At 36.4% G+C, this 20,552-nt stretch carries 13 protein-coding genes and 1 pseudogene; 8 read left to right on the top strand and 6 right to left on the bottom strand.

Features of this window, described 5'->3' with window-relative positions; genetic code table 11:
* Positions 1 to 20: 20 nt before the first annotated feature.
* Positions 21 to 1,856, bottom strand: a complete 1,836-nt coding sequence (locus A3EM_RS48450) for a stage II sporulation protein M (protein WP_020528925.1) — start codon at positions 1,854 to 1,856, stop codon at positions 21 to 23.
* 111 nt (positions 1,857 to 1,967) lie between these two features.
* Between A3EM_RS48450 and A3EM_RS0114405 the strand changes: the two genes are divergently transcribed.
* On the top strand, positions 1,968 to 2,699 hold the full coding sequence (locus tag A3EM_RS0114405) for an RDD family protein (protein ID WP_020528924.1): 732 nt from the start codon (positions 1,968 to 1,970) through the stop codon (positions 2,697 to 2,699).
* 145 nt (positions 2,700 to 2,844) lie between these two features.
* On the opposite strand, the gene A3EM_RS42440 is transcribed toward A3EM_RS0114405, so the two are convergent.
* Positions 2,845 to 5,154 carry a glycoside hydrolase family 2 protein gene (locus tag A3EM_RS42440; protein ID WP_020528923.1) on the bottom strand — a complete coding sequence of 770 codons (2,310 nt, stop codon included), beginning with the start codon at positions 5,152 to 5,154 and terminating at the stop codon, positions 2,845 to 2,847.
* 241 nt (positions 5,155 to 5,395) lie between these two features.
* Between A3EM_RS42440 and A3EM_RS0114390 the strand changes: the two genes are divergently transcribed.
* Positions 5,396 to 8,104, top strand: coding sequence for a S9 family peptidase (locus tag A3EM_RS0114390; protein WP_245576509.1), 2,709 nt, complete (start codon positions 5,396 to 5,398; stop codon positions 8,102 to 8,104).
* A 59-nt stretch (positions 8,105 to 8,163) separates the two neighbouring features.
* Here the strand turns inward: A3EM_RS0114390 and A3EM_RS45850 are convergent, their stop codons facing one another.
* Together A3EM_RS45850 and A3EM_RS0114380 are read right to left on the bottom strand one after the other, a co-directional pair.
* Complete coding sequence (locus A3EM_RS45850; protein WP_020528920.1) at positions 8,164 to 9,375, bottom strand: T9SS type A sorting domain-containing protein; 1,212 nt, start codon at positions 9,373 to 9,375, stop codon at positions 8,164 to 8,166.
* 155 nt (positions 9,376 to 9,530) lie between these two features.
* Positions 9,531 to 10,991 carry an aminotransferase-like domain-containing protein gene (locus A3EM_RS0114380; RefSeq protein WP_020528919.1) on the bottom strand — a complete coding sequence of 487 codons (1,461 nt, stop codon included), beginning with the start codon at positions 10,989 to 10,991 and terminating at the stop codon, positions 9,531 to 9,533.
* Positions 10,992 to 11,092: 101 nt separating this feature from the next.
* On the opposite strand from A3EM_RS0114380, the gene A3EM_RS0114375 reads away from it, so the two are divergent.
* Positions 11,093 to 11,749, top strand: coding sequence for a pyridoxamine 5'-phosphate oxidase family protein (locus A3EM_RS0114375; RefSeq protein WP_020528918.1), 657 nt, complete (start codon positions 11,093 to 11,095; stop codon positions 11,747 to 11,749).
* 10 nt (positions 11,750 to 11,759) lie between these two features.
* Positions 11,760 to 12,272, top strand: coding sequence for a DinB family protein (locus A3EM_RS0114370; RefSeq protein ID WP_020528917.1), 513 nt, complete (start codon positions 11,760 to 11,762; stop codon positions 12,270 to 12,272).
* Between the two features lie 57 nt (positions 12,273 to 12,329).
* Here the strand turns inward: A3EM_RS0114370 and A3EM_RS42430 are convergent, their stop codons facing one another.
* Both A3EM_RS42430 and A3EM_RS0114355 read right to left on the bottom strand, forming a co-directional pair.
* Complete coding sequence (locus A3EM_RS42430; RefSeq protein ID WP_020528916.1) at positions 12,330 to 12,893, bottom strand: redoxin domain-containing protein; 564 nt, start codon at positions 12,891 to 12,893, stop codon at positions 12,330 to 12,332.
* Between the two features lie 107 nt (positions 12,894 to 13,000).
* Positions 13,001 to 15,655: a PAS domain-containing sensor histidine kinase gene (locus A3EM_RS0114355; RefSeq protein WP_169513364.1), complete on the bottom strand. Its 2,655-nt coding sequence runs from the start codon at positions 15,653 to 15,655 to the stop codon at positions 13,001 to 13,003.
* A 289-nt stretch (positions 15,656 to 15,944) separates the two neighbouring features.
* Between A3EM_RS0114355 and rpsO the strand changes: the two genes are divergently transcribed.
* The 4 genes and pseudogenes from rpsO to A3EM_RS42425 all read left to right on the top strand — a co-directional run.
* Positions 15,945 to 16,220 (top strand): 30S ribosomal protein S15, encoded by a 276-nt coding sequence (gene rpsO / locus A3EM_RS0114350; protein WP_020528913.1) that lies wholly within the window; start codon positions 15,945 to 15,947, stop codon positions 16,218 to 16,220.
* 502 nt (positions 16,221 to 16,722) lie between these two features.
* Positions 16,723 to 18,873: a polyribonucleotide nucleotidyltransferase gene (gene pnp, locus A3EM_RS0114345; RefSeq protein WP_020528912.1), complete on the top strand. Its 2,151-nt coding sequence runs from the start codon at positions 16,723 to 16,725 to the stop codon at positions 18,871 to 18,873.
* 323 nt (positions 18,874 to 19,196) lie between these two features.
* Positions 19,197 to 20,060: a sigma-70 family RNA polymerase sigma factor gene (locus tag A3EM_RS0114340; protein ID WP_020528911.1), complete on the top strand. Its 864-nt coding sequence runs from the start codon at positions 19,197 to 19,199 to the stop codon at positions 20,058 to 20,060.
* A gap of 206 nt (positions 20,061 to 20,266) precedes the next feature.
* Positions 20,267 to 20,552: pseudogene (locus A3EM_RS42425) on the top strand (IS4 family transposase); the annotation flags it as partial.

Raw genomic sequence — 20,552 nt, 5'->3', positions numbered from 1 at the left:
GGTTTTTTCACTTATTGATTTTAAGTTGGGAATAATCTGTTGATTTTATCATGCAATCCCGTTGCCTGATTGATTTCCAAAAAGGTGAAATAGACCAGGCTATTACCAAATGCCCCAAATGTAATGACAATATTGGTGGCAAAAACGGCAAGGGTCATGTTGATGTATTTGGGAATAGAGGAAGCATCTCCTTCATTCAGGAAATTCCAGTTTACAATTTCAAAATTGGAAATTAAAAATGGAGAACCAATAAGCATTAAAAATAATCCGGAAATGAAAGTAATGACAATGGATAAGCCTAATAACCGGCTATAATTCCCCTTAATGATGGCAGCGGTTTTGGACTGATCTTTTATCAAGCCGTTATTTTCCTTTATCCCAATAAAAATCCATATATACAGAATGGGAATTACAAATACATAAACCAAAATAAAGAGTCCCATTCCCATAAATAAAAACAGGTTTATCAATCCTCCGGCAATCAGGAATTTGTAGCTGTGTTTAATTAAAAATGAGCCTAAACTGACCTTTGAATCAGGGTGGATAATTTTCTTATTCATGATACTGAAAACAAGCGCTAAGCCAGTGGCAACCATCAGTATATTTAAAATTAGTTTTGGAAATACCCCAAACCGCAATAAATCGTAATCAAAAATTTCGACCATGGCCACAAACAGATCGTTATCGGCAAAATAGTCTATGTCCGTAATTTTATTTAATAGTTCAAAGCAAAAGGTATAACTGAAAGCCACAATGAAACTCCATTTTAAAATGGCTCTGATATTTCTTTTAAATAGTAAAAGCACATCTGTTAAAATTCCGCTGTTGGCTCTGATTTCATTTTGCAGGCTTGACAAAGTGTAGGAGTTTTGGGATACTTCTTCTTCTACTTTTTCAGGAATTATTCTTCCTTTTTGGTAAAGGAAAAAGGGATAATAAATAAAATAACCTACGATAAATGCAAAAGAAACCAATATCACCGCTAGCCTGAGTATATCGGGAGCTTCTGTGTATCTGGTGAAAAAGCCTTCAATAAAGCCTGCCAGAGCCAGAATTGGAGCAATGCCAATTAATATTTTTAAGCCTTTTTTTGCTGTAATCTGAAAGGCCTGCATCCGGGAATAAGTACCGGGAAAAACCAAACCGGAACCCATCACTATTCCCCCTCCTCCGGCAATGACAATACTCGATATTTCCAGCGTTCCGTGTAGCCATATGGTGAGAAAAGATTCCAGAAATAATCCCTTTTCAATAAAAAAATATTGGAAACTCCCTACCATTATGCCATTAAAAAGGAGAATACCAATAGAACCAATGGCAAAAACTAGCCCCGAAACAAAGGTGCGAAATGCCACTAAAATGTTATTAAGTGTGATACCCAAAAACATATCCAGTTCATTTCTTTGCTTGTAGACAGCCATGGGGTCTCCTTTTTCGATATTGGCGATTGTCATCTCTACATAGCCATCTCCAAGAATTGACCGGCAAAACTCGGGATCGTGTGCTGAGGATAAAACACCTATGGCTACAGCCAGCGTAAAAACAATGAGAGAAATTAAAAGCTCTCTTTTACAATGGAAAACAATACTGGGGAGCTCATCTACCCAAAATGAAATTAATTTACTCCTTTTCTCTTTTTTATTCTTGTAAATATTATAGAATACCTTTTGGGCAAGGTTATTCAGGTAAAACCTAACTGATCGGTTGGGATAGAACGTTCTTGCATAGGAGAGGTCATCGGTAATTTGTACAAATACCTCACTGAGTTTTTCAGGATTTTTTATTTCGGCATTGAGTACCTTTTCAAAATCCTTCCATTTATCTTTATTTTGATTTATGAAATCTGTTTCTTTCATTTAATAGGCAAAACCTGTTTTTTTACCATTGCCAAAACATCACAATGTTATAATTTGCGCTGAACAATGCAGTTTAAAAAAATGATAATCAAATTTATTTTTTAAAGAAATATGCAAAAAATAGAAATCAATACCACTCAGAATGTGATCATTCAATATGAACTGGCCATTTTATCGGACCGCATATTCGCATTTTTAATTGATTTCGTAATAATAATAATTAGCTGGCTAATTCTTAGCGCTTTCTTTTCATTATTTATAGAATCTTCTGATTTGGTGTTTTATTTTGTTGGGGCTCCAATTTTCTTTTTTTATACCCTTGTAAGTGAAAATATTACCAATGGACAATCGATTGGGAAAAAAGCCTTAGACATCAAAATCATCAAAATAAATGGAGATGAACCCAGGATGGGAGACTTTATAGTAAGATGGGTTTTTAGAATGATTGATATTTATTTTTCAGCCGGAACGCTGGCTTCTTTGCTCATCAGCTCCTCGGATAATAAGCAGCGCCTTGGTGATATTATAGCCGGAACTGCGATAGTAAAGTTGAAACCCAATCTGAAATTATCTCTGAAAGATGTTTTGAAAATCCAGTCTAAAGAGGATTATGAACCTACCTATCCGGAAGTGAAAAAGTTTAATGATGAGCAAATGTTACTGATAAAAAACACCCTGGATAGAGTCCATAAATTTCCAAATAAAGCGCAAAGAGAATCGCTGGATTTACTCTACAGGAAAGTAGAATCCAGTCTTAATCTGAATGAACAGCTCAAATCAGATAAGGCCAAGGTGCAGTTTTTCAAGACGCTTATTAGTGACTATGTGGTTTTGACAAGATAAGGAAATGAAAAAATTCCCATTAATCTAAGTACCTGAGTTCCGCTCCGGGTATTTTTTTCATGTGGAGTAACCACATCTCAGAATCAATTAGTGGACGCAATTTATAAAATAGTTATTTCTGGCCAACCACTTAATTTTTTTTGATTTAAGAACCCATCACCTGAGACATTAAAATCTGAAAGCCTAAAACTAAAACAGAGCATAGGAAAATCAGAATTACAAATGTCCATAAAATAAATCTTGAGAATTTCTGGGACTTGTTCAATTTCCTGATGCCAAAAAACCATATAAATACAGCCAGGAAAAGACCAACCATGGCAATTTGTAAAGCATAATTCATCAGGTCCATGATTTTTATAAACAGGTTCATTCCTTTGTATGGAGATTCCAATAACCAGACACAATCATCCAGATAAACTTTTCCATCTTTCTCCGCTTTGGCAATTATGCCGTTATTCCCTGGCTGTAGTTTGATGTTTTCCCATATAATAATTCCTTTTTCTGGCGATTTCTTGGGAAGAAACTCCCCATTTACACTCACAGAAACATTGGGAAGATTGGTGTAAACTTTAACTGAAGTATTTTCATCCTTTCGAAAAATGTACCTTGAAGACGTAATATGCAAAACCGGCTCTTCTGATAAATTGGCTTTATAGAGGTAAAAAGCATCTTTTTTTACTTTCCTGTCGTAGGTGACCATGCCTTTGTCATTTATTCCAAAATGGTCGCCTTCCCTTCGAAAGTGAGATCCGAAATCGAACATATTCCAAAGAAAAGTACCCCAGATATATGACCTTTCGTCAAAGATTTTCAAATGTTCTTCATGATAATAGGACTGCCATTCCTCCGGGTGGGGAGAACCCATTGGGTTTGGTCTTTTCAATTCGTCCGTATGCTGATAAATACTTCCTCCTGCACCGTATTCACTTACGCCAATTTTGTAATCAGGGAACTTGGCATGGGTATTATCCAGAAATTCTGCCATGGCTTGCGGTTCATTGTAATACCAGCCAAAGTATTTGTTCCAGGCAATGGCATCTGTATGTTCATGGATATTCGGATTCTTTTCCGGGTTCAACATACTAGCTCCCACCGAAAGGCGTGAAGGGTCCTCCTCCTTGACGATTGCATTCAGTGTTTTTATAAACTCAGTAGGTTGTGCCTCCTCAGGATTCTGAATTTCATTAAATATACTCCACATCACAATGGATGGATGATTGAAGTTTTGCCTGATTAATTCATGAAGTTGTTGCTTTGCATTGGATTTAAATGCTTCAGTGTCTTCATACCCATTTGAACCCGGGAAAAATCCTCCGGGTGAACCTACCCAGGGTAATTCTGCCCAAACAATTAATCCTGCTGAATCTGCCAAATCATATACCTTTTCGGCATGTTGGTAGTGGGCAAGCCTGAGTGCATTTATACCCATCTCCAACATAATGTCCATATCTTCCTGATGTTCTTTGTCGGTAATGGCGGAGCCCATATTTATCCTGTCCTGATGACGGCTAACTCCTCTAAGGGAAATGTGTTCTCCATTCAGGAAAAAACCTTGGTTGGCGTCAATATTAAAAAACCTGAGACCCAGTGGTTCGGTTCTTGAATCTAAAACTTGGCCATTTTCTAATAAATCCACCTGCACTTTATACATGTAAGGATCTTTTTTTCCATGCCATAAATGTGGGTTGGTAATGGTAAAGGGAATGGTAATATTCGATTCACCTTCAGAAATTTCCTTTTCCTCCTTTTTGTTCGAAATTATCTGGCCTTCTGCATCCAAAATATTTACATCAAGGGTAATTTGCTTTGCCTCTTGAAGCTTGCTTGAAATTTTGGTTAATACTTCAATTTCAGCCATTTCAGTACTTACTTTCTTTTGTTGGAGATACACTCCCGGGGAAGCATAATCAAGCAAGCTTATACAAATGGGATTGGTAATAATCAGGCTCACAGGTCGGTAAATTCCACCATAATTATTGAAATCGCCCACAAGTGGAATGACTTCAAGATTTTGTTCATTATTCACTTCTACCTTTAGGGTATTTTCTTCCCCATATTTTAGAAAATCAGTCAATTCATAGCAGAAAGCTGCATATCCACCCTTATGAACCCCAATTTCCTGCTCATTCAGGTAGGTTTTGGAAATGATATTTACACCTTCAAAGCGGAGGAAAATTCGCATACCCTGCCAGTTTTCCTCTGCTATGAAATTTTTAAAATACACCCCATCTCCCCGATAATAGGCAATTCCTTCCTGAGCGTCATTGGCATTCCAGGTGTGGGGAATATCTACCGTTTTATCAATTAACAAACCTGAAACAGACTGGCCCTGGAAATTCCAGTTTTGATTGATAGGGATGACTGAGCCTGGTTGGGCAAAAATAAAATTGGCGAAAATTAGAATGAATACAGCAACCAGATATTGTGCCTTATGAGAGGGTTTTGGTAATTTCATTTCATTTGAGGTTTCAATTTGTATTTAATTTATAGAAATTTTATAAGAATTGAAATTTTTTTCAATTAAGCTCAACCTTATGGAAAACCTGTGGCAGAAAACACTTGCTATAACTGTTTTTCGAAATTTTCTTCGGTAAATTGAAAGGATGATATCTGCAGATTGAATTTTATTCTTTAAAATTAGGGTGGAAAAACCACAACAATTTACACATATATAAACAATGAATACATTTTTTAAAATGGGATTGATTCCCCTAATGTTAATCATTACCCTTGCCGGGCTATCTGCTCAGGAAAAAAAGGATCCGAAAAAATGGACTCCGGAAGACATTATTAATACGGAATATGTCAGTAGTGTCAGTTTTTCACCAGATCATTCTATGGTTGTTTGGACGAAAAGGAAAGGTGTGAAGGAAAAGGACAAGTTTGTGTCAGATATTTACCTCACCCGACTCGATCTTGTGAAGGATGATAAATTTCGAACCTTTCAGCTAACTAATGGAAAAGAAAATGATTATGCCCCCTTTTTCTCGAAAGATGGAGAAGATATCTATTTTTTATCTTCCAGAGAAGAGGGAAAAAAACTCTGGAAAATGAGTATTTATGGTGGAGAACCTAAAGAAGTTCATGAATTTAAAAATGGAATATCCAGCCCGGAATGGTTAAATGACAGTACTTTGATTTTTTCTTCAAATGATGGGAAAACTCTGGTCGATCAAAAGATTAAGGAGCAAAAGGACAACACAGTGGTAGTTGAAGATTCTGTGAACTGGACTATTTCCAAACTGTATGCTTTTGATATTAAAGAGGAAACTATCAGAAGGGTTACAGAAAATGACCGGCCGGTAAGCAGTTATGCCGTTTCCAAGGATGGTAAATGGCTGGTCTTTAATACCACTTTGAGTAAGCATTATGGTGCAGATGCGCATCCTGCCAGGAAATGTTATTTGCAGAATGTTTCTACCGGAGAAATAACTGAAATTTTAAAGGGCCTGCAAACTCCAAATAGCTTTGAGTTTTCTCCTGACAACCTGGGCTTTTACTTTTCCGCAGAGAAATCATCAGATCCGCAATGGAATGGAGCAGGCATATCCGAAATGTATTATTTTGATTTAGAAAAAAGACTTTTTTCTAAAATTAACCTGGATTGGGAAAATGGTTTAGGTAGAGGTTTTGATCTGGTGGGGAATGACTTTATTGGTTCTATGGCAAATGGCGCTACCAATAAACTGGTGTTTTATAGCAAATCTGGTGGAAAAAGCTGGACAAAATCTAATATTTTACTTGAAGGGGAAATGGATGAGCACACTGCCATTATGAGTGTTTCGGAAGATGCCAAAAAAGCCATCATTTATCATTCTACAGCAGGAAAACTTCCCGAATACCTGGTGATTGATATAGTGAAAAATGGAAGTAAACTTCAGTTCGAAAACCAAAAAGAGTTTACTTCTCTCAACAAAAAATTAAAAGAGAAACCAATTGCCCAATATGAAATCCTTGAATGGAAAGGATATAATAATGAAGCGGTAAATGGCCTGTTAATTTATCCGGAAAATTACGAGAAAGGGAAAAAGTATCCTCTGGTACTTTCTATTCATGGGGGGCCATCCGGAGTGGATTTAGACATGTGGAGTGAAAGGTGGTCTACATATCCTCAGATTTTTTCTCAAAAAGGAGCATTTGTGCTAAAGCCAAATTACCATGGCTCTTCCAACCACGGTTTGAAATTCGTGGAATCCATTAAAGGACATTACTACGATTTGGAACTGGAAGATATTCTAAAAGGAATAGAGGCACTAGACAAGAAAGGAATGATTGATAAATCTCAAATGGGTGTAATGGGCTGGTCGAATGGGGCGATTTTAACTACGATGCTTACAGTACGGTATCCTGATATGTTTAAAGTGGCTGCACCAGGGGCAGGGGATGTCAATTGGACTTCTGATTTTGGCACTTGTCAGTTTGGGGTTTCCTTCGATCAGAGTTATTTTGGAGGAACTCCCTGGGATGATGTAAATGGGAAGTTCTATAATGAAGTTTATATTGAAAAATCGCCTTTGTTTGAGTTGGAAAAGGTAAAAACACCCACCATTATTTTTCATGGTAGCGAAGATAGAGCAGTGCCCAGAGATCAGGGGTGGGAATATTACAGGGCTTTGCAACAAAGTAAAAATGCTCCAGTGAGATTTCTTTGGTTTCCCGACCAACCACATGGCTTGCAAAAAATAACCCATCAGTTGCGGAAAATGAAGGAAGAAATTGCATGGTTCGATCAATACCTTTTTAAATCATTTGAGGAGGAAAACAAGACCTTAAAAGAGGATAGTCCTTTGGCTCTTTTGTTAAAAAAGGAAAAAGCTGCAATTAATGAAGGCAGGGTGGGAAAATTGGAAAATGGAGTATTAATCCCTGAGGTGGTAGCCATAAAAAAAGATTCTATTTCAATAGGGAAGTTTGAAATTACCAATGCGCAATATGCTGCATTTGAGGCAGATTTTAGCTTTCCTGATGGTCAGGAAAATTATCCTGTGAAAGGGATAAGCCTGGGGAAAGCCAATGCCTATGTGACATGGCTAAGTGGAAAAACAGGAAATACTTATCGCTTACCCAATAAAAAAGAGGCTAAGGCTTTGCATCAGCAAGCACTGAAAACAGGGGACTCAGAAAATTCTCTAAATTTTTGGGCTGGCTACAAAATTACCAAAGCTGAAGTCCCTGAATTTAAAAAGAAGGTTGAGGAAACGAAAAGCCTTTTGGTGAAAGAAGTGGGAAGTTTTAAACCTGTGGAAATTGGAGAAGCAGAGCTTTTTGATATCGGGGGGAATGTTGCTGAACTTTCAGGAGAGGGAGGTACTTATGGTTATAGCGCCTATGACTATGTGGACCCTGCAGATGATGAGGTAAACCCCGAACCCAAAAACGTAGGTTTTCGGGTTGTCCTGGATTAATTATGGAAAAAAGGCAGGACCACATAATGATAGGGTTCTGCCTTTTTTTAGCTAAATGACTAATCAATCAAAACTTTCTGATGAGAAATCCCATTTGTGTTTATGATATACATCCCTTTCCTGAGGGCAAGTTTGGAAAGATCAACCTCTAAAATATTATTACCTTTTTCAATTAAATTTTGTTTAAAGTAAACGGCTTTACCACTCAAATCAAGTATTTGAACGGCAACGGTTCCCGGGGCATTTCCAAAATAATTGATCATAAGATTTTCATCCTGATTTACTGGATTTGGGTAAATTGTGGTTTTAAATCCTAATGTTGGTCTCTGGGTAATATTGATTACTTCTGAATAACTAAAGTATTTATCCAGGTCAACCTGTTTTAATCTGTAATAATTTTGACCTTCCGAAGGATTTACATCAGTAAATTCATATTTATTGATTTGGTAACTTGTTCCCTGACCTGATATTTTTGCAATTTCCTTAAATGAATACCCATCGGTGGATTTTTCAAGTAGAAAATAATCATTGTTTTTCTCCTGAATAGTGGCCCATTGGATAATATTTCTATTTCCCAGATTTTCTCCTTTGAAGTAATATAATTCTACAGGCAAGGTGAGGTTAGCATTTACCAAAGAGGTGCAATCCCCCAAATACCCAGGACAAGAAAGCGCGCCAGCTCCTACATTTCCTGATCCATTAATGTATATTTCATAAGGAAAATCAATTGTATTAGATACATACATACCGCCATCAATAGTAACATTTGGTGAACCGGAAAGGTTAAAATCCCCCCCAATATTCATTACCCCACCAGGGTTCACATTTACTGTGGCACTTCCTAAATCAAAATCGTTGGTGATATCCACACTTCCTCCGTTTGATACTGTAAACTGATGGTTACCTCCTGTGAAGGTCATTGTATTAGCATTTATATCTCCAAGAATGTTTACTGTTTGAGGGCCATTTTTCAGATCAAATGAATTTTGAACATTGAGAACGCTTGTTGCTGCTGAATTTAAAGTGGAACTTGCATTTTGAATACTTATAGAATTTGCCTCCGCAGTAATTCCAGAACCAATTGATACCGTATACCCATCAATTATTACATCATCCGAAGAGGTTGGAATGCCTCCACCACAGCTTGTCCAGGTGGAAGGGCTGGACCAGTTACCCGAACTTGTTGCAGTACATTGTGCAAATATTGAATTAAAAGTGGTGTTATGGCACAGAAGAAATGTCTGAAGAATGATGAGTAAATAATTTTTCATAGCTGTATTTGTGTTTTTAGTTTATCATAAATGATAATCGTTAGAAGTTGGAGGATAATTTCCTCTTCTGGTTGAGGTGATTAGGTATTGGAATAAGCAAAATTATTATAATAAAAATCCAATTCAAGGTGAATTTTTAGCCAAAACATACATATCTATATGCTGCTCAAAATCTCAAAAATCTGCTCCATTTCTTCCTGGTTTAAAGAAGCAAATCCTAATCTGGTGGCATTTAAATCTTTTTCATCTGGAGAAAAATGTCGATATGGAGGAATATAAAGCCCTTTGTGATAAGCTTTTTCAATGAGAAGATTTAAGGGATAAGCTTTATCAAAAATAGTCCAAATGGCCATACCACCTTCTGGTAATTTAAATTGGACTTTATCTCCCATCTTTTCCACTAAAAGTTTAGCAAAATTATCTCTTCTTTGGTGAAATAGTTTCAATGCTTTTTTTAAATGCCTTTGAATAATTCCTTCTTTAAATAGCTGGGCAATGGCCAGTTCCAACATGTGGTCACCTTGCCTGTCGATAAATCTTCGGAACATGGCAATCTCATCAATTATGACTTTCGGACCCACCATATATCCTACCCGAATGGCCGGCGCAATAGTTTTGCATAGTGACCCGGTATAAATTACCATTCCGTACTTATCTGCACTAGCCAGAGGTAGCAAGGGATTATGGTCATAGTGAAAATCATAATCATAATCATCTTCTAAAATGATGAAACCATATTTTTCTGCTAACTGCAGCAGTTTCATTCTTCTTTCAGCTTTTAAAGTTACAGTGGTAGGATGATGGTGATGCGGGGTTACATAAATCATCCTGATGGGATGTTTTTGGCAAATTTTTTCAATTTCCTCCACTACAATACCCTCTTCATCCACTTTAACTTTCTGTATGATTGCTCCGGCCAGTTGGAAGGCAATGTTTGCCGAGCGGTAGTTCGTTTCTCCTACGATGACCTTATCTCCGTTTTTCACAAGTGATTGTATAGCTAAATAAATAGCCATGATACTTCCATTTGTAAGCAGAATATTGTCGGAAGTAGTGCTTAAACCTCTGGTGTTATTGAGGTAATCGCTCAAAATAATTCTTAATTCCTCATTTCCCCTGCAATCCAGATAATATAAGTGTTTGTTAAGCGGCTTACGATGAAGTGCAGCTCTGTAATTTGCTGCCAGTTCTTTTAATGGGGCAATTCTTACATCCGGGTAACCTTCATTTATTTCCAAAAGGTTATTTTTTGGGGTAAATGGTGTGGTAAGAATTGTATTTAAATCAAATGGGTAACCCGGTTTTTCAGGAATTTGAAAAGGTTTTTTCCCTTTTATCAGGGAAGTTGTTTTGGTTTCAGGTAAATGTTGGTTGACAAAAGTACCCCTGTGGGGAATGACCTCCAGCCAGCTTTGAGCATACAATTCATCGAAGGCTGCAATTACGGTTTTCCGGTGTATACCCAGGATATCCGATAATTTCCTGGAACCGGGCAATTTTGTCCCTGGTTTTAAAATACCCTGCCTGATTAAATCTATAAACTGATTTACAATTTGAAGATAGATAGGTTTTGAATTGTTTTTATCAATTTCAATCAGAGATTTGAATGGAAGCATACCGGACTACCAGAGATTTAAAAAGTGGATGAAATATATAGTCCGGTAAATGTATTTATTTGTACAGAAATTTTTGATATGAATAAATAAAAAGTTGCTTTATGGAACAGATATTTGAGAAAAACAGCAAAAATAAAGTTGTGAGGGGAGCTAAGCGAGCAGTTTATGAAAAGGATAAAGTTTTTGAAATTCTTGATAGTGGATTTCTATGTCATATCAGTTTTGTTATGAACGAACAACCCTTTATTATTCCCACTGCTTATGCCAGAATGGGAGATGAAATAATTATACATGGGTCGAATAAAAGCAGGATGCTGGAGGTATTGGAAAAAGGTGGTGAGGCTTGTGTTTGTGTCACTCATCTGGACGGGTTGGTTTTGGCCAGATCGGCCATGCACCATTCGGTAAATTACAGATCGGTGGTAGTATTTGGAAAAGCCAGGGAAATTACCAATTTTGATGAAAAGAATGAGGCTTTGTTTAAGGTGATGGAACAAATGCTTCCGGGGAGATGGGAAGAAATCCGCCAGCCAAATGAAAAGGAATTGCAGGTAACTAAAGTACTGGCAATAAAAATAGAAACAGCTTCGGCAAAAGTAAGAATGGGGCCTCCAGTTGACGATAAAGAAGATTATGAATTACCATACTGGGCCGGAGTGGTACCAACTTACAACAATTATAAACGGCCACTAAGTGACCCTGAACTTCCCGGAATTGTGGAAGTTCCATCTTCAGTAAAGACATTATTAAACATCTAAAAGAAATACAATGGAATTAAGCCCAATGCCCAAATTTTTTGACCGGTATATCAAACAGGTTGCTGAAACTAATGTGGTAGTTGCCCTTGAAAAGTCTTTGGAAGCGTTTGAAAATTTTGAGGAAGTTACTTTTAAACAACTGGATGGGAAAAGATATGCACCGGGAAAATGGACCATTAAGGAAGTTTTGAGGCATATCATTGATACGGAAAGAATTATGGCTTATCGTGCATTGAGATTTGCCCGAAATGACAAAACAGAAATTCCCGGTTTCGATGAAAATTTCTTCAATGAAAATGCCGATGGAGAGAAAATGACTTTTGAAGATTTACATCAGGAATTTGTGTTGAATAGAAAATCCAATATTATTTTATTCAGAAATTTTAATGAGCAGGTTTTAGAAAGGAGTGGGGTTTGTAATGGAATTGAAATTACGGTAAAGGCTTTGGGTCTTACCATGGCCGGTCATCAAAAACATCATTTTAATGTGGTAAAGGAAAGATATCTGCCGATTATCCAATAAAAAAGGTTTGGGAAGCTCTTATTTTCCCAAACCTTTTTATTCGTTTTTATACTTCTATTAAGCTGCCAGCGAATTATTTTGTCCGGCAAAATCTTTGATGATTTCCATATCAATATGCTCGTTAACTGCTTTCCCATAGTGAGCATGTACAATGTTGAAGTGCTCATCAATTAGAAAGTCAGCCGGCATTAAGGTGTTTGAAGTACCCTTTTCTTTGGTTTTAAAATCCATCCCTAGTTCTTTTGCCACTTTCATATGCTCTTTGAATTTAGGATTAAATGAGCTGGTTAAGGTTTTGATCAGTGAAAACTCTATTCCATAACTTTTGTGTAAATCTTTTTCAAAATCACTTATCAAAGGCATTGGAAGTTCACCATGTAACGGACTTCTCAAAAGTGCATCTTTCTTGGATTCAAAAATGAAAACCATTTTAAGGTTGTCCTTCACTTTCGGATAAAGACTTTTCAGTTGATAAATCCTTAAATTACAAAAAGGACAGGCCGTGCTTCTGAAAAAGGAAAGTAATATTTTTTCTCCCTTAAGATTATTTAAATTAATGTGGTTTCCATGGATATCTTTGGCTTCAAAATCGATTGCTTGTTGACCGGATACTAATTTCATAGCTAATTATTTTTTTGGTTGAAATAAAGGTTTTTGATTTTCTTCAAGTATGTAATTTTCAAAACAGTAAAACCAAAAGAAGAATTTAAATCAAAAAATTCCATTCTTCACATTTGTTTGGTTTTGATATTGGGAATTGTAATGGTGAACTTAGTTCCATTATTTCCATCCGATTGAACGGTAATTTCCCCAGAAAGCTTTTCCACCGATTCTTTTACAATATAAAGCCCTAATCCAGAACCATTTTTCACTTCTGTGGCTCTGTAAAACATCTCAAATATTTTGCTGAGATGTTCGGCTTTAATCCCAATGCCATTGTCTGAAATTTCTATTTTGGCATTTTGGGCATCGGTACTTATAGAAACTTTTATCCATGAGTTTTTATAATAGTGGTTTGAAAACCGAATTGCGTTGGAAATGAGGTTGTTAAGAATTACAGTTAATCGTCTCTTGTCAGAGTAAAAGACATCAGGCTGTTGAATTTCCAATATCTTTTCTATTTCTTTTGCCTCTTCCAGATAGTGGAAGTTTTGAAAGGTTTCCTCAATAAGCGCATTAAAATCAATTTCCTCTTCATGGAGCTCTATTCGTGAATTTCTCGAATAATTTAAAATATCACGTATAAATTCATCCAGCCGGACCAGACTTTTTTCCTGCAAATCCAGATAAACCTGAATCTGGTCGATACTTTTTTCATCCCTGGCAAGGGTAATTAATCCTAAGGAAGAGGCTATTGGAGCTCTTAAATCATGGGAAACCCTGTACACAAAATTGTCCAATTCCTGATTTGTTTTCTTCAGGCCTTCAATGTGTCTTTTTATGGATTCTTCCTGATTTTTTCTGATTGTAATGTCATTCAGTATGGCAAATAATTGTATGAGGTTTTGATTTTGATCAAATATGGGCTGTATTGAAATCTCAAACCAGTATTTTTTTCCAGATTTGGAATAGTTCACTAGCTCCACTTTAACGGCTTCTTGTTTTTGAATAGCCGTCTTGATTTTTTCAACAGCTTTTTTATCTGAATCGGGACCTTGTAATATTTCTTCGGGTTTCTTTCCAATTACCTCCTTTAAGGAATATTCTGTTAATCTGACGAACCCTTCATTTACCCATTCAATTTTTTCATCCTGATCACTGATAATAATACCATTATTCGTTTCTGAAGCGATTAATGCCAGCTTGCTCAGTTCCCTTTCCGCTTGTTTTCGAAAAGAAATATCGGAAATAAAGCCTTCCAGATACAAAATTTTGCCATCTTTTTTGATCGATGCCCCTATTTCTTCAACCCAAACCCAATGACCATTCTTGTGTTTTAATCTGTACTCAAGCTGAAATTTTCCGGTGGAGGATAACTGTTTTTCCACTGTTTCTACAATGCCTTCTTTATCTTCTGGGTGGTACAATGTTGAAAAGCTGATCTTACTTTCCAAAAAGTGTTCTTTTGGATAGCCTGTGAGTTCCTCTACTCTGGAATTAAGATAGGTTAGCGTCCTGTCCTTGTCATATTTGCGCAAATAAATTACACCAGGCACGTTGTCTGCCAACATCCTGAACTTATCCTCAGAAAGTTGTAAAGATTCAGATGTAATTTTCCAGCTGGTTATATCCTCAAAAACCCCAAGCACTCCGTATACCTCGTTATGCTCATTTTTTAAAGGAATTTTACTTGTGCGTAACCACAGCTTTTCTCCATTTTCCAAAGTCATTCCCTCTTCAAAATTTAACTTAGCGACATCATTTTCCATCACCCACTTGTCTCCTTCCTGATATAAGGGGGCTTCACTTTTCACCCAGGGGAAATCATAATCTGTTTTACCTGGAATTTCTTCAGGACTTTTTAGGCCGGCATAATTGGCACAGGTCAGGTTTCCTCCCAAGTAAACAGAATTTCTGTCTTTCCAGAATACCCCAACAGGAATGGTGTTCAACACATTCTGGAGTATCTCTTTTGCACTTTTTAGCTCTTTTTCAGCAGTCTTTCGTTTGGTAATATCTCTGCCAATTCCCACAATGCCTATTGTATTCCCTTCGTTATCAAGTAAAGGGGTTTTCACGACATCAAACAACACCATTTCTCCATCCTTGTTTTTCTGCCATTCTTCCTGCCTTTGAGATTTTCCGGACGTTAATGTTTTTTGATCCCCGTTCTGGTAAAGGGTAGCAATTTCTTTTGGGAAAAGGTCAAAGTCTGTTTTTCCAATGATTTCTTCCATTTCCCTGCCCAATAAACGGGCAAAGGCCTGGTTGCAACCTGTAATTTCACTTTTGGTATTTTTAAACATAATGGGATCTTCCATTTTATTTATACCAGACCATAACAGGAATCTTTCCTTTTCAAGAAGTTCTTTTGTTTGGATGAGCTCGGTAGTTTTTTGCTCCAATTTTTTTTCAAAAGATTCTTGTTTCGGTTCTGCTCCATATGTTTCAGGGACAGGATTTATCAGGCCAATAAACTGACATTCTTCCGGGTCAGGGTTTAAAGTTAATTCCAGGTTTATTTGCGCTGTATTTTTTTTAATGAAGGTGAGTGTAAATCTATAGGAGGAGTTGGCAGAAAAATCGAAGGTTTTAAAAAAAGACTTGAGTAATTCTTTTTCCTTAACAAATTCTGTCAATGGTTTCCCTTCAGCATAATTGTTGGAAAAACCAAACTTCTCTTCCCACTTTCGATCAGTATTTAAAAGCTGACCATTTTTATTTAATAGTATAAAAATAGTGTTAGACTTCCCGATGATGTAGTTAAATTCTGTAAGACTCACAAACAAAGTACTTTAGGCCCAAAAAATAAGTCGGTTTATGGGTTAAACCTAGTTGAAAACCAACAATTTAAATTTATATTTCAAGGTTTCAAAAAAGATTTATGGGTAAAAACAGGGGGATATTTTAAAATGGAATTAAAGGATAAAAAAACATTCTCATGTTTCTTACTATATTCTATCCTTTATATTTGATAATTGCTTTGATAATAATAATAGAAATGATACCTTTGCGGGTATTTAATTTTAGAAAGCAAAGAAATAATATTTTATTAATTAGTATTGGACTAATATGTATCTCGAAAAAGAAAAGAAAGCGGAGATTTTTGAAAAGCATGGTTTCAATAAAGCTGCTAATGATTCTGGTTCAGCAGAGTCTCAGATTGCTTTATTTACACATAGAATCAACCACCTTACAGAACATCTAAAGTCGAATAAAAAAGATAATTCAACAAGATTAGGGTTATTAAAACTGGTAGGTAAGAGAAGGAAGTTATTACATTACCTTCAGGATAAAGATATTCTAAGATATAGAGCTATTATTAAGGAGCTTGGAATAAGAAAATAATTTAAGGATAAGCTATTGAAATATGAATATCCTTCCAAAGCTTCGTTTTTCAGAAATTTCAATTCGTAGAAATTAATTGATAGGGAATTCTTACCGGGATTCCCTATTTGTATTCCTATTAATTCAATTTGTAAACAGACTGATTTTTTCCTGTTTACAATAAAAACAGAAGCATGTTAAAAGTTCAGCATGTTTCTTAAAGGGTTCAGTACAAACTTCATCATAGAGTTAAAAGCGGAAAAAAGAAATAAATTAGATTGATGAAATGTCATTTGTGCTTCGTCACTTCTTTGAATGCCCTGATAGTACAAACCATTAAATTTTAGGCAGTTAAATAAGAATTATTATCTTGTTCTTTATCGCTAAACTTCTGTAGGGAAGTCAAAATGCCAGATAAAACAGGCTGCCAAAAAAAATATTGGGAAATGCTATTATTCAATTTGAAATTGATAAATTAGAAACTTTTCCAACAGGAGAAGAAATACAGCAATAAATAATAATAATGAAAATAGTAAACAAGAAAATTAATCTGCCTGATGGCAGAGTTATTTCCATAGAAACTGGGAAATTAGCCAAACAAGCCGATGGATCTGTAGTGGTTAGGCTTGGTGATACAATGCTATTGGCAACTGTAGTAGGATATGAAGAGCCAAGAGAAGGTGCTGATTTTTTACCTCTTTCGGTAGATTATCAGGAGAAATTTGCAGCGGCCGGAAGAATACCGGGGGGCTTTCTTAAAAGAGAAGGACGATTAAGCGACCATGAAATATTAATCAGTAGGTTAGTAGACAGGGCTTTAAGGCCTCTTTTTCCTGATAATTACCATAATGAAACTCAGGTCAATATATTCTTAATTTCGGCTGACCCTGAAGCTTTACCCGATTGTTTAGCTGCACTGGCTGCTTCAGCCGCTCTGGCTGTTTCCAAAATCCCTTTTGGAGGTCCAATCTCTGAGGTAAGGGTTGTAAAACATGGTGAAGACTACGTAGTAAACCCAACTCCTGCTGTACTTGAGGAAGCTTCACTTGACCTTATTGTAGCAGGAACAGCTGATAATATCATGATGGTGGAAGGCGAAATGGATGAGTGTTCAGAAGCTGAAATGCTTGAAGCAATTAAAGTAGCGCATGAGGCCATCAAGGTACAATGTCAGGTACAAATGGAATTAATGGAAGAAGTTGGTTCTGTTGAAAAGAGAGAGTTTGTAGGTCCGGAAGAAGATGAAGAATTAAAAGCTTCAATTTTCGAAGCCGTTTATGAGAAGTTCTTAAATGTAGCTAAAGCTTCCCATAATAATAAAACTGATAGATCTGAAGCATTTAAGGCAGTAAAAGAGGAATATTTAGACTCATTGCCAGAAGAGCATGAGTTAGATACTGATCAGATTGCCAGATATCTGAAAGCTGCAGAGAAAAAAGCTGCCAGAAACCTGGTTTTAGATACAAAAGTGAGATTAGATGGCAGGCAGTTGGATGAGATCAGACCGATTTGGTCAGAGGTAGATTATTTGCCTTCCGCTCATGGTTCAGCGGTGTTTACAAGGGGAGAAACCCAATCATTAACTTCAGTAACTTTAGGAACAAAGTTGGATGAACAAATGATTGACAGAGCCATGTTTAATGGTACAAACAAATTTATTCTACATTATAATTTCCCTGCCTTTTCAACTGGAGAAGTAAGACCAAACAGAGGACCCGGAAGAAGGGAAGTTGGACATGGTAACCTGGCTTTCAGAGCATTATCAAAAGTAATTCCTACTGATGTAACTGTGAATCCTTACACCATCAGGGTAGTTTCCGATATTCTGGAATCAAATGGTTCTTCATCAATGGCCACTGTTTGTGCGGGTTCGCTGGCACTTATGGATGCTGGTATAAAAATAAAAAGCCCGGTTTCTGGAATAGCTATGGGTATGATCTCTGACCCGGAAACTAAGAAATATGCTATTCTTTCTGATATTTTGGGTGATGAAGATCATCTTGGTGACATGGATTTTAAAGTGACCGGTACAAAAGATGGTATCACCGCTTGTCAGATGGATATCAAAATTGATGGACTTTCCTATGATGTATTGGAAGAAGCTTTAGAGCAGGCGAAAAAAGGAAGGTTACATATCCTGGGAGAAATGAATAAAACCATTTCAGAACCTAATGCAGATTATAAACCTCATGCCCCAAGATCGGTTACTTTGGAAATAGAGAAAGATATGATTGGTGCGGTGATCGGGCCAGGTGGTAAAATCGTTCAGGAAATACAGAAGGAAACAGGAACTACTATAGTAATTGAAGAAGTAGAAAAATGTGGATTAGTGAACGTGTTTGCTACTGATGCTGATGCCATGAATGATGCTTTAGGAAGAATAAAAGCCATAATTGCTATTCCTGAAGTAGGAGAGGTTTACACTGGTATAGTGAAATCAATTACCCAATTCGGTGCATTTATCGAATTTATGAAAGGCAAGGAAGGTTTGCTTCATATTTCTGAAATTACCTGGGAAAGACTGGAATCTATGGATGGCGTAATGGAAGTAGGAGAGGAAGTGAAAGTGAAGTTAACAGAGATTGACAAACGATCAGGAAAATTCAGATTATCGAGAAAGGTTTTATTACCCAAGCCGGAGGGTTTTGTTGAAAAGCCAAGAAAAAATCGGTAAAAAGTAAGGTAATCTGGAGAAATGATAATAAATTTATAGACTTACTAACGAGAATTGCTCTCAATAAGCGATCTAAAAAGTAAGTATGAAAATGAATAAACAGATTGAGTATTAATAAAAATCATTACTCTAAATAAAGTAAGCTTATATTTTAGTTATATAAGCTTACAGTATTTTTTTAAAATTAATAAACTACTACTATTTTATAAGCAAAATTAAATTTCGTATTTCTGTTAATACTCTGCCTGTTTGAAGCTTGGTGTCCTGAACTATTGCCAGGCTGCCTATGTTTAAATATTAAATAAACTTAAAGGTCGTAACAAATGAGGCAACTTAAAATTAGTAAGCAAATCACAAACCGTGAAAGCCAGTCTCTTGATAAATATTTACAGGAAATTGGTAAGGTTGACCTTTTATCCCCAGAAGAGGAAGTTGAATTAGCTAAAAGAATACGAGATGGCGATCCGCTGGCCCTTGAAAAATTAACCAAAGCCAACTTAAGGTTTGTGGTATCAGTGGCTAAGCAATATCAAAACCAGGGACTTTCCCTTGGAGATTTAATCAATGAGGGTAATCTGGGACTAATAAAAGCCGCTCAAAGGTTTGATGAAACAAGAGGTTTCAAATTCATTTCTTATGCAGTTTGGTGGATTCGCCAATCTATTTTACAAGCACTTGCAGAACAATCCAGAATTGTAAGACTTCCCTTAAACAGAGTAGGGTCTTTAAATAAGATTTCCAAAACTTTTTCCGATCTGGAACAACGATTTGAGCGGGAACCTTCTCCAGATGAGCTGGCTGAAGTGCTTGAAGTAACCACCAATGAAGTGGTTGATACCATGAAAATTTCCGGCCGGCATGTTTCTATGGATGCTCCTTTTAGTCAGGGTGAAGAAAATAACTTATATGATGTACTTCAGAATGGTGATGAAGTAAATCCTGATACCGAACTGATGAATGATTCTCTTCGAAGAGAAGTTTACAGGGCGTTGTCTTCCCTTACTAAAAGAGAAGCAGATGTAATTACGCTCTATTTTGGGCTCAATGGAGAACATTCCATGACATTGGAGGAAATAGGGGAGAAGTTTAATCTGACAAGAGAAAGAGTAAGACAAATTAAAGAAAAAGCAATTAGAAGGCTTCGCCATACTTCCCGAAGCAAAGCATTAAAACCATATCTTGGATGATAAAAACTTTACATTAAAATGAAAGAAAGCCGGAATTTATTCCAGTCAAGGTCGGAAGATTTTTCTTCCGACTTTTTTTATTTTCAAGGAGTCATTTTTCTTAAAAAGGGGGAGATAAAAATCTGTATACTAATTGATGATTGGTCTAACTAAATTGTAGAAACGGTTGTTTTATTAGTATTTTAAATTGGGATAAATAAAATACTATGACAGTTTTTAAAGACCACACAATATCGGCTGACCAATTATTAGACTTTATTCCCGAAGCACTGCTTACTCATCTTTCCACTACCACCAAAGTTGATTATTATTCAAAAGTCCTACATGGGAGAAAAGTGTTTTATCTTTTGCTTTATGCCATCCTGGAAAATGAAAAACTTAGTCAAAGAACCTTAGAAGATACCTTTAACGATTCTGTTTTTAAAACTCTTTTCGATTTAGATGAATCCGAATCGGTAAGAAGAAGTTCGATTTCCGAGCGGCTTTCCAAGA

It is taken from the genome of Flexithrix dorotheae DSM 6795 (assembly GCF_000379765.1).
GTDB classification, from domain to species: domain Bacteria; phylum Bacteroidota; class Bacteroidia; order Cytophagales; family Flammeovirgaceae; genus Flexithrix; species Flexithrix dorotheae.
The sequence above is the reverse complement of the archived record's forward strand: the minus strand, read 5'-3'. Positions and strand labels throughout refer to the sequence as shown.

Bases quoted from the DNA above. Each gene is read 5' to 3' on its own strand.
- rpsO (WP_020528913.1), top strand. From the start codon at position 15,945: ATGTATCTCGAAAAAGAAAAGAAAGCGGAGATTTTTGAAAAGCATGGT.
- A3EM_RS45850 (WP_020528920.1), bottom strand. From the start codon at position 9,375: ATGAAAAATTATTTACTCATCATTCTTCAGACATTTCTTCTGTGCCAT.
- A3EM_RS0114390 (WP_245576509.1), top strand. From the start codon at position 5,396: ATGGGATTGATTCCCCTAATGTTAATCATTACCCTTGCCGGGCTATCT.
- A3EM_RS42430 (WP_020528916.1), bottom strand. From the start codon at position 12,893: ATGAAATTAGTATCCGGTCAACAAGCAATCGATTTTGAAGCCAAAGAT.
- pnp (WP_020528912.1), top strand. From the start codon at position 16,723: ATGAAAATAGTAAACAAGAAAATTAATCTGCCTGATGGCAGAGTTATT.
- A3EM_RS0114340 (WP_020528911.1), top strand. From the start codon at position 19,197: ATGAGGCAACTTAAAATTAGTAAGCAAATCACAAACCGTGAAAGCCAG.
- A3EM_RS42440 (WP_020528923.1), bottom strand. From the start codon at position 5,154: ATGAAATTACCAAAACCCTCTCATAAGGCACAATATCTGGTTGCTGTA.
- A3EM_RS0114405 (WP_020528924.1), top strand. From the start codon at position 1,968: ATGCAAAAAATAGAAATCAATACCACTCAGAATGTGATCATTCAATAT.
- A3EM_RS0114370 (WP_020528917.1), top strand. From the start codon at position 11,760: ATGGAATTAAGCCCAATGCCCAAATTTTTTGACCGGTATATCAAACAG.
- A3EM_RS0114380 (WP_020528919.1), bottom strand. From the start codon at position 10,991: ATGCTTCCATTCAAATCTCTGATTGAAATTGATAAAAACAATTCAAAA.
- A3EM_RS0114375 (WP_020528918.1), top strand. From the start codon at position 11,093: ATGGAACAGATATTTGAGAAAAACAGCAAAAATAAAGTTGTGAGGGGA.
- A3EM_RS48450 (WP_020528925.1), bottom strand. From the start codon at position 1,856: ATGAAAGAAACAGATTTCATAAATCAAAATAAAGATAAATGGAAGGAT.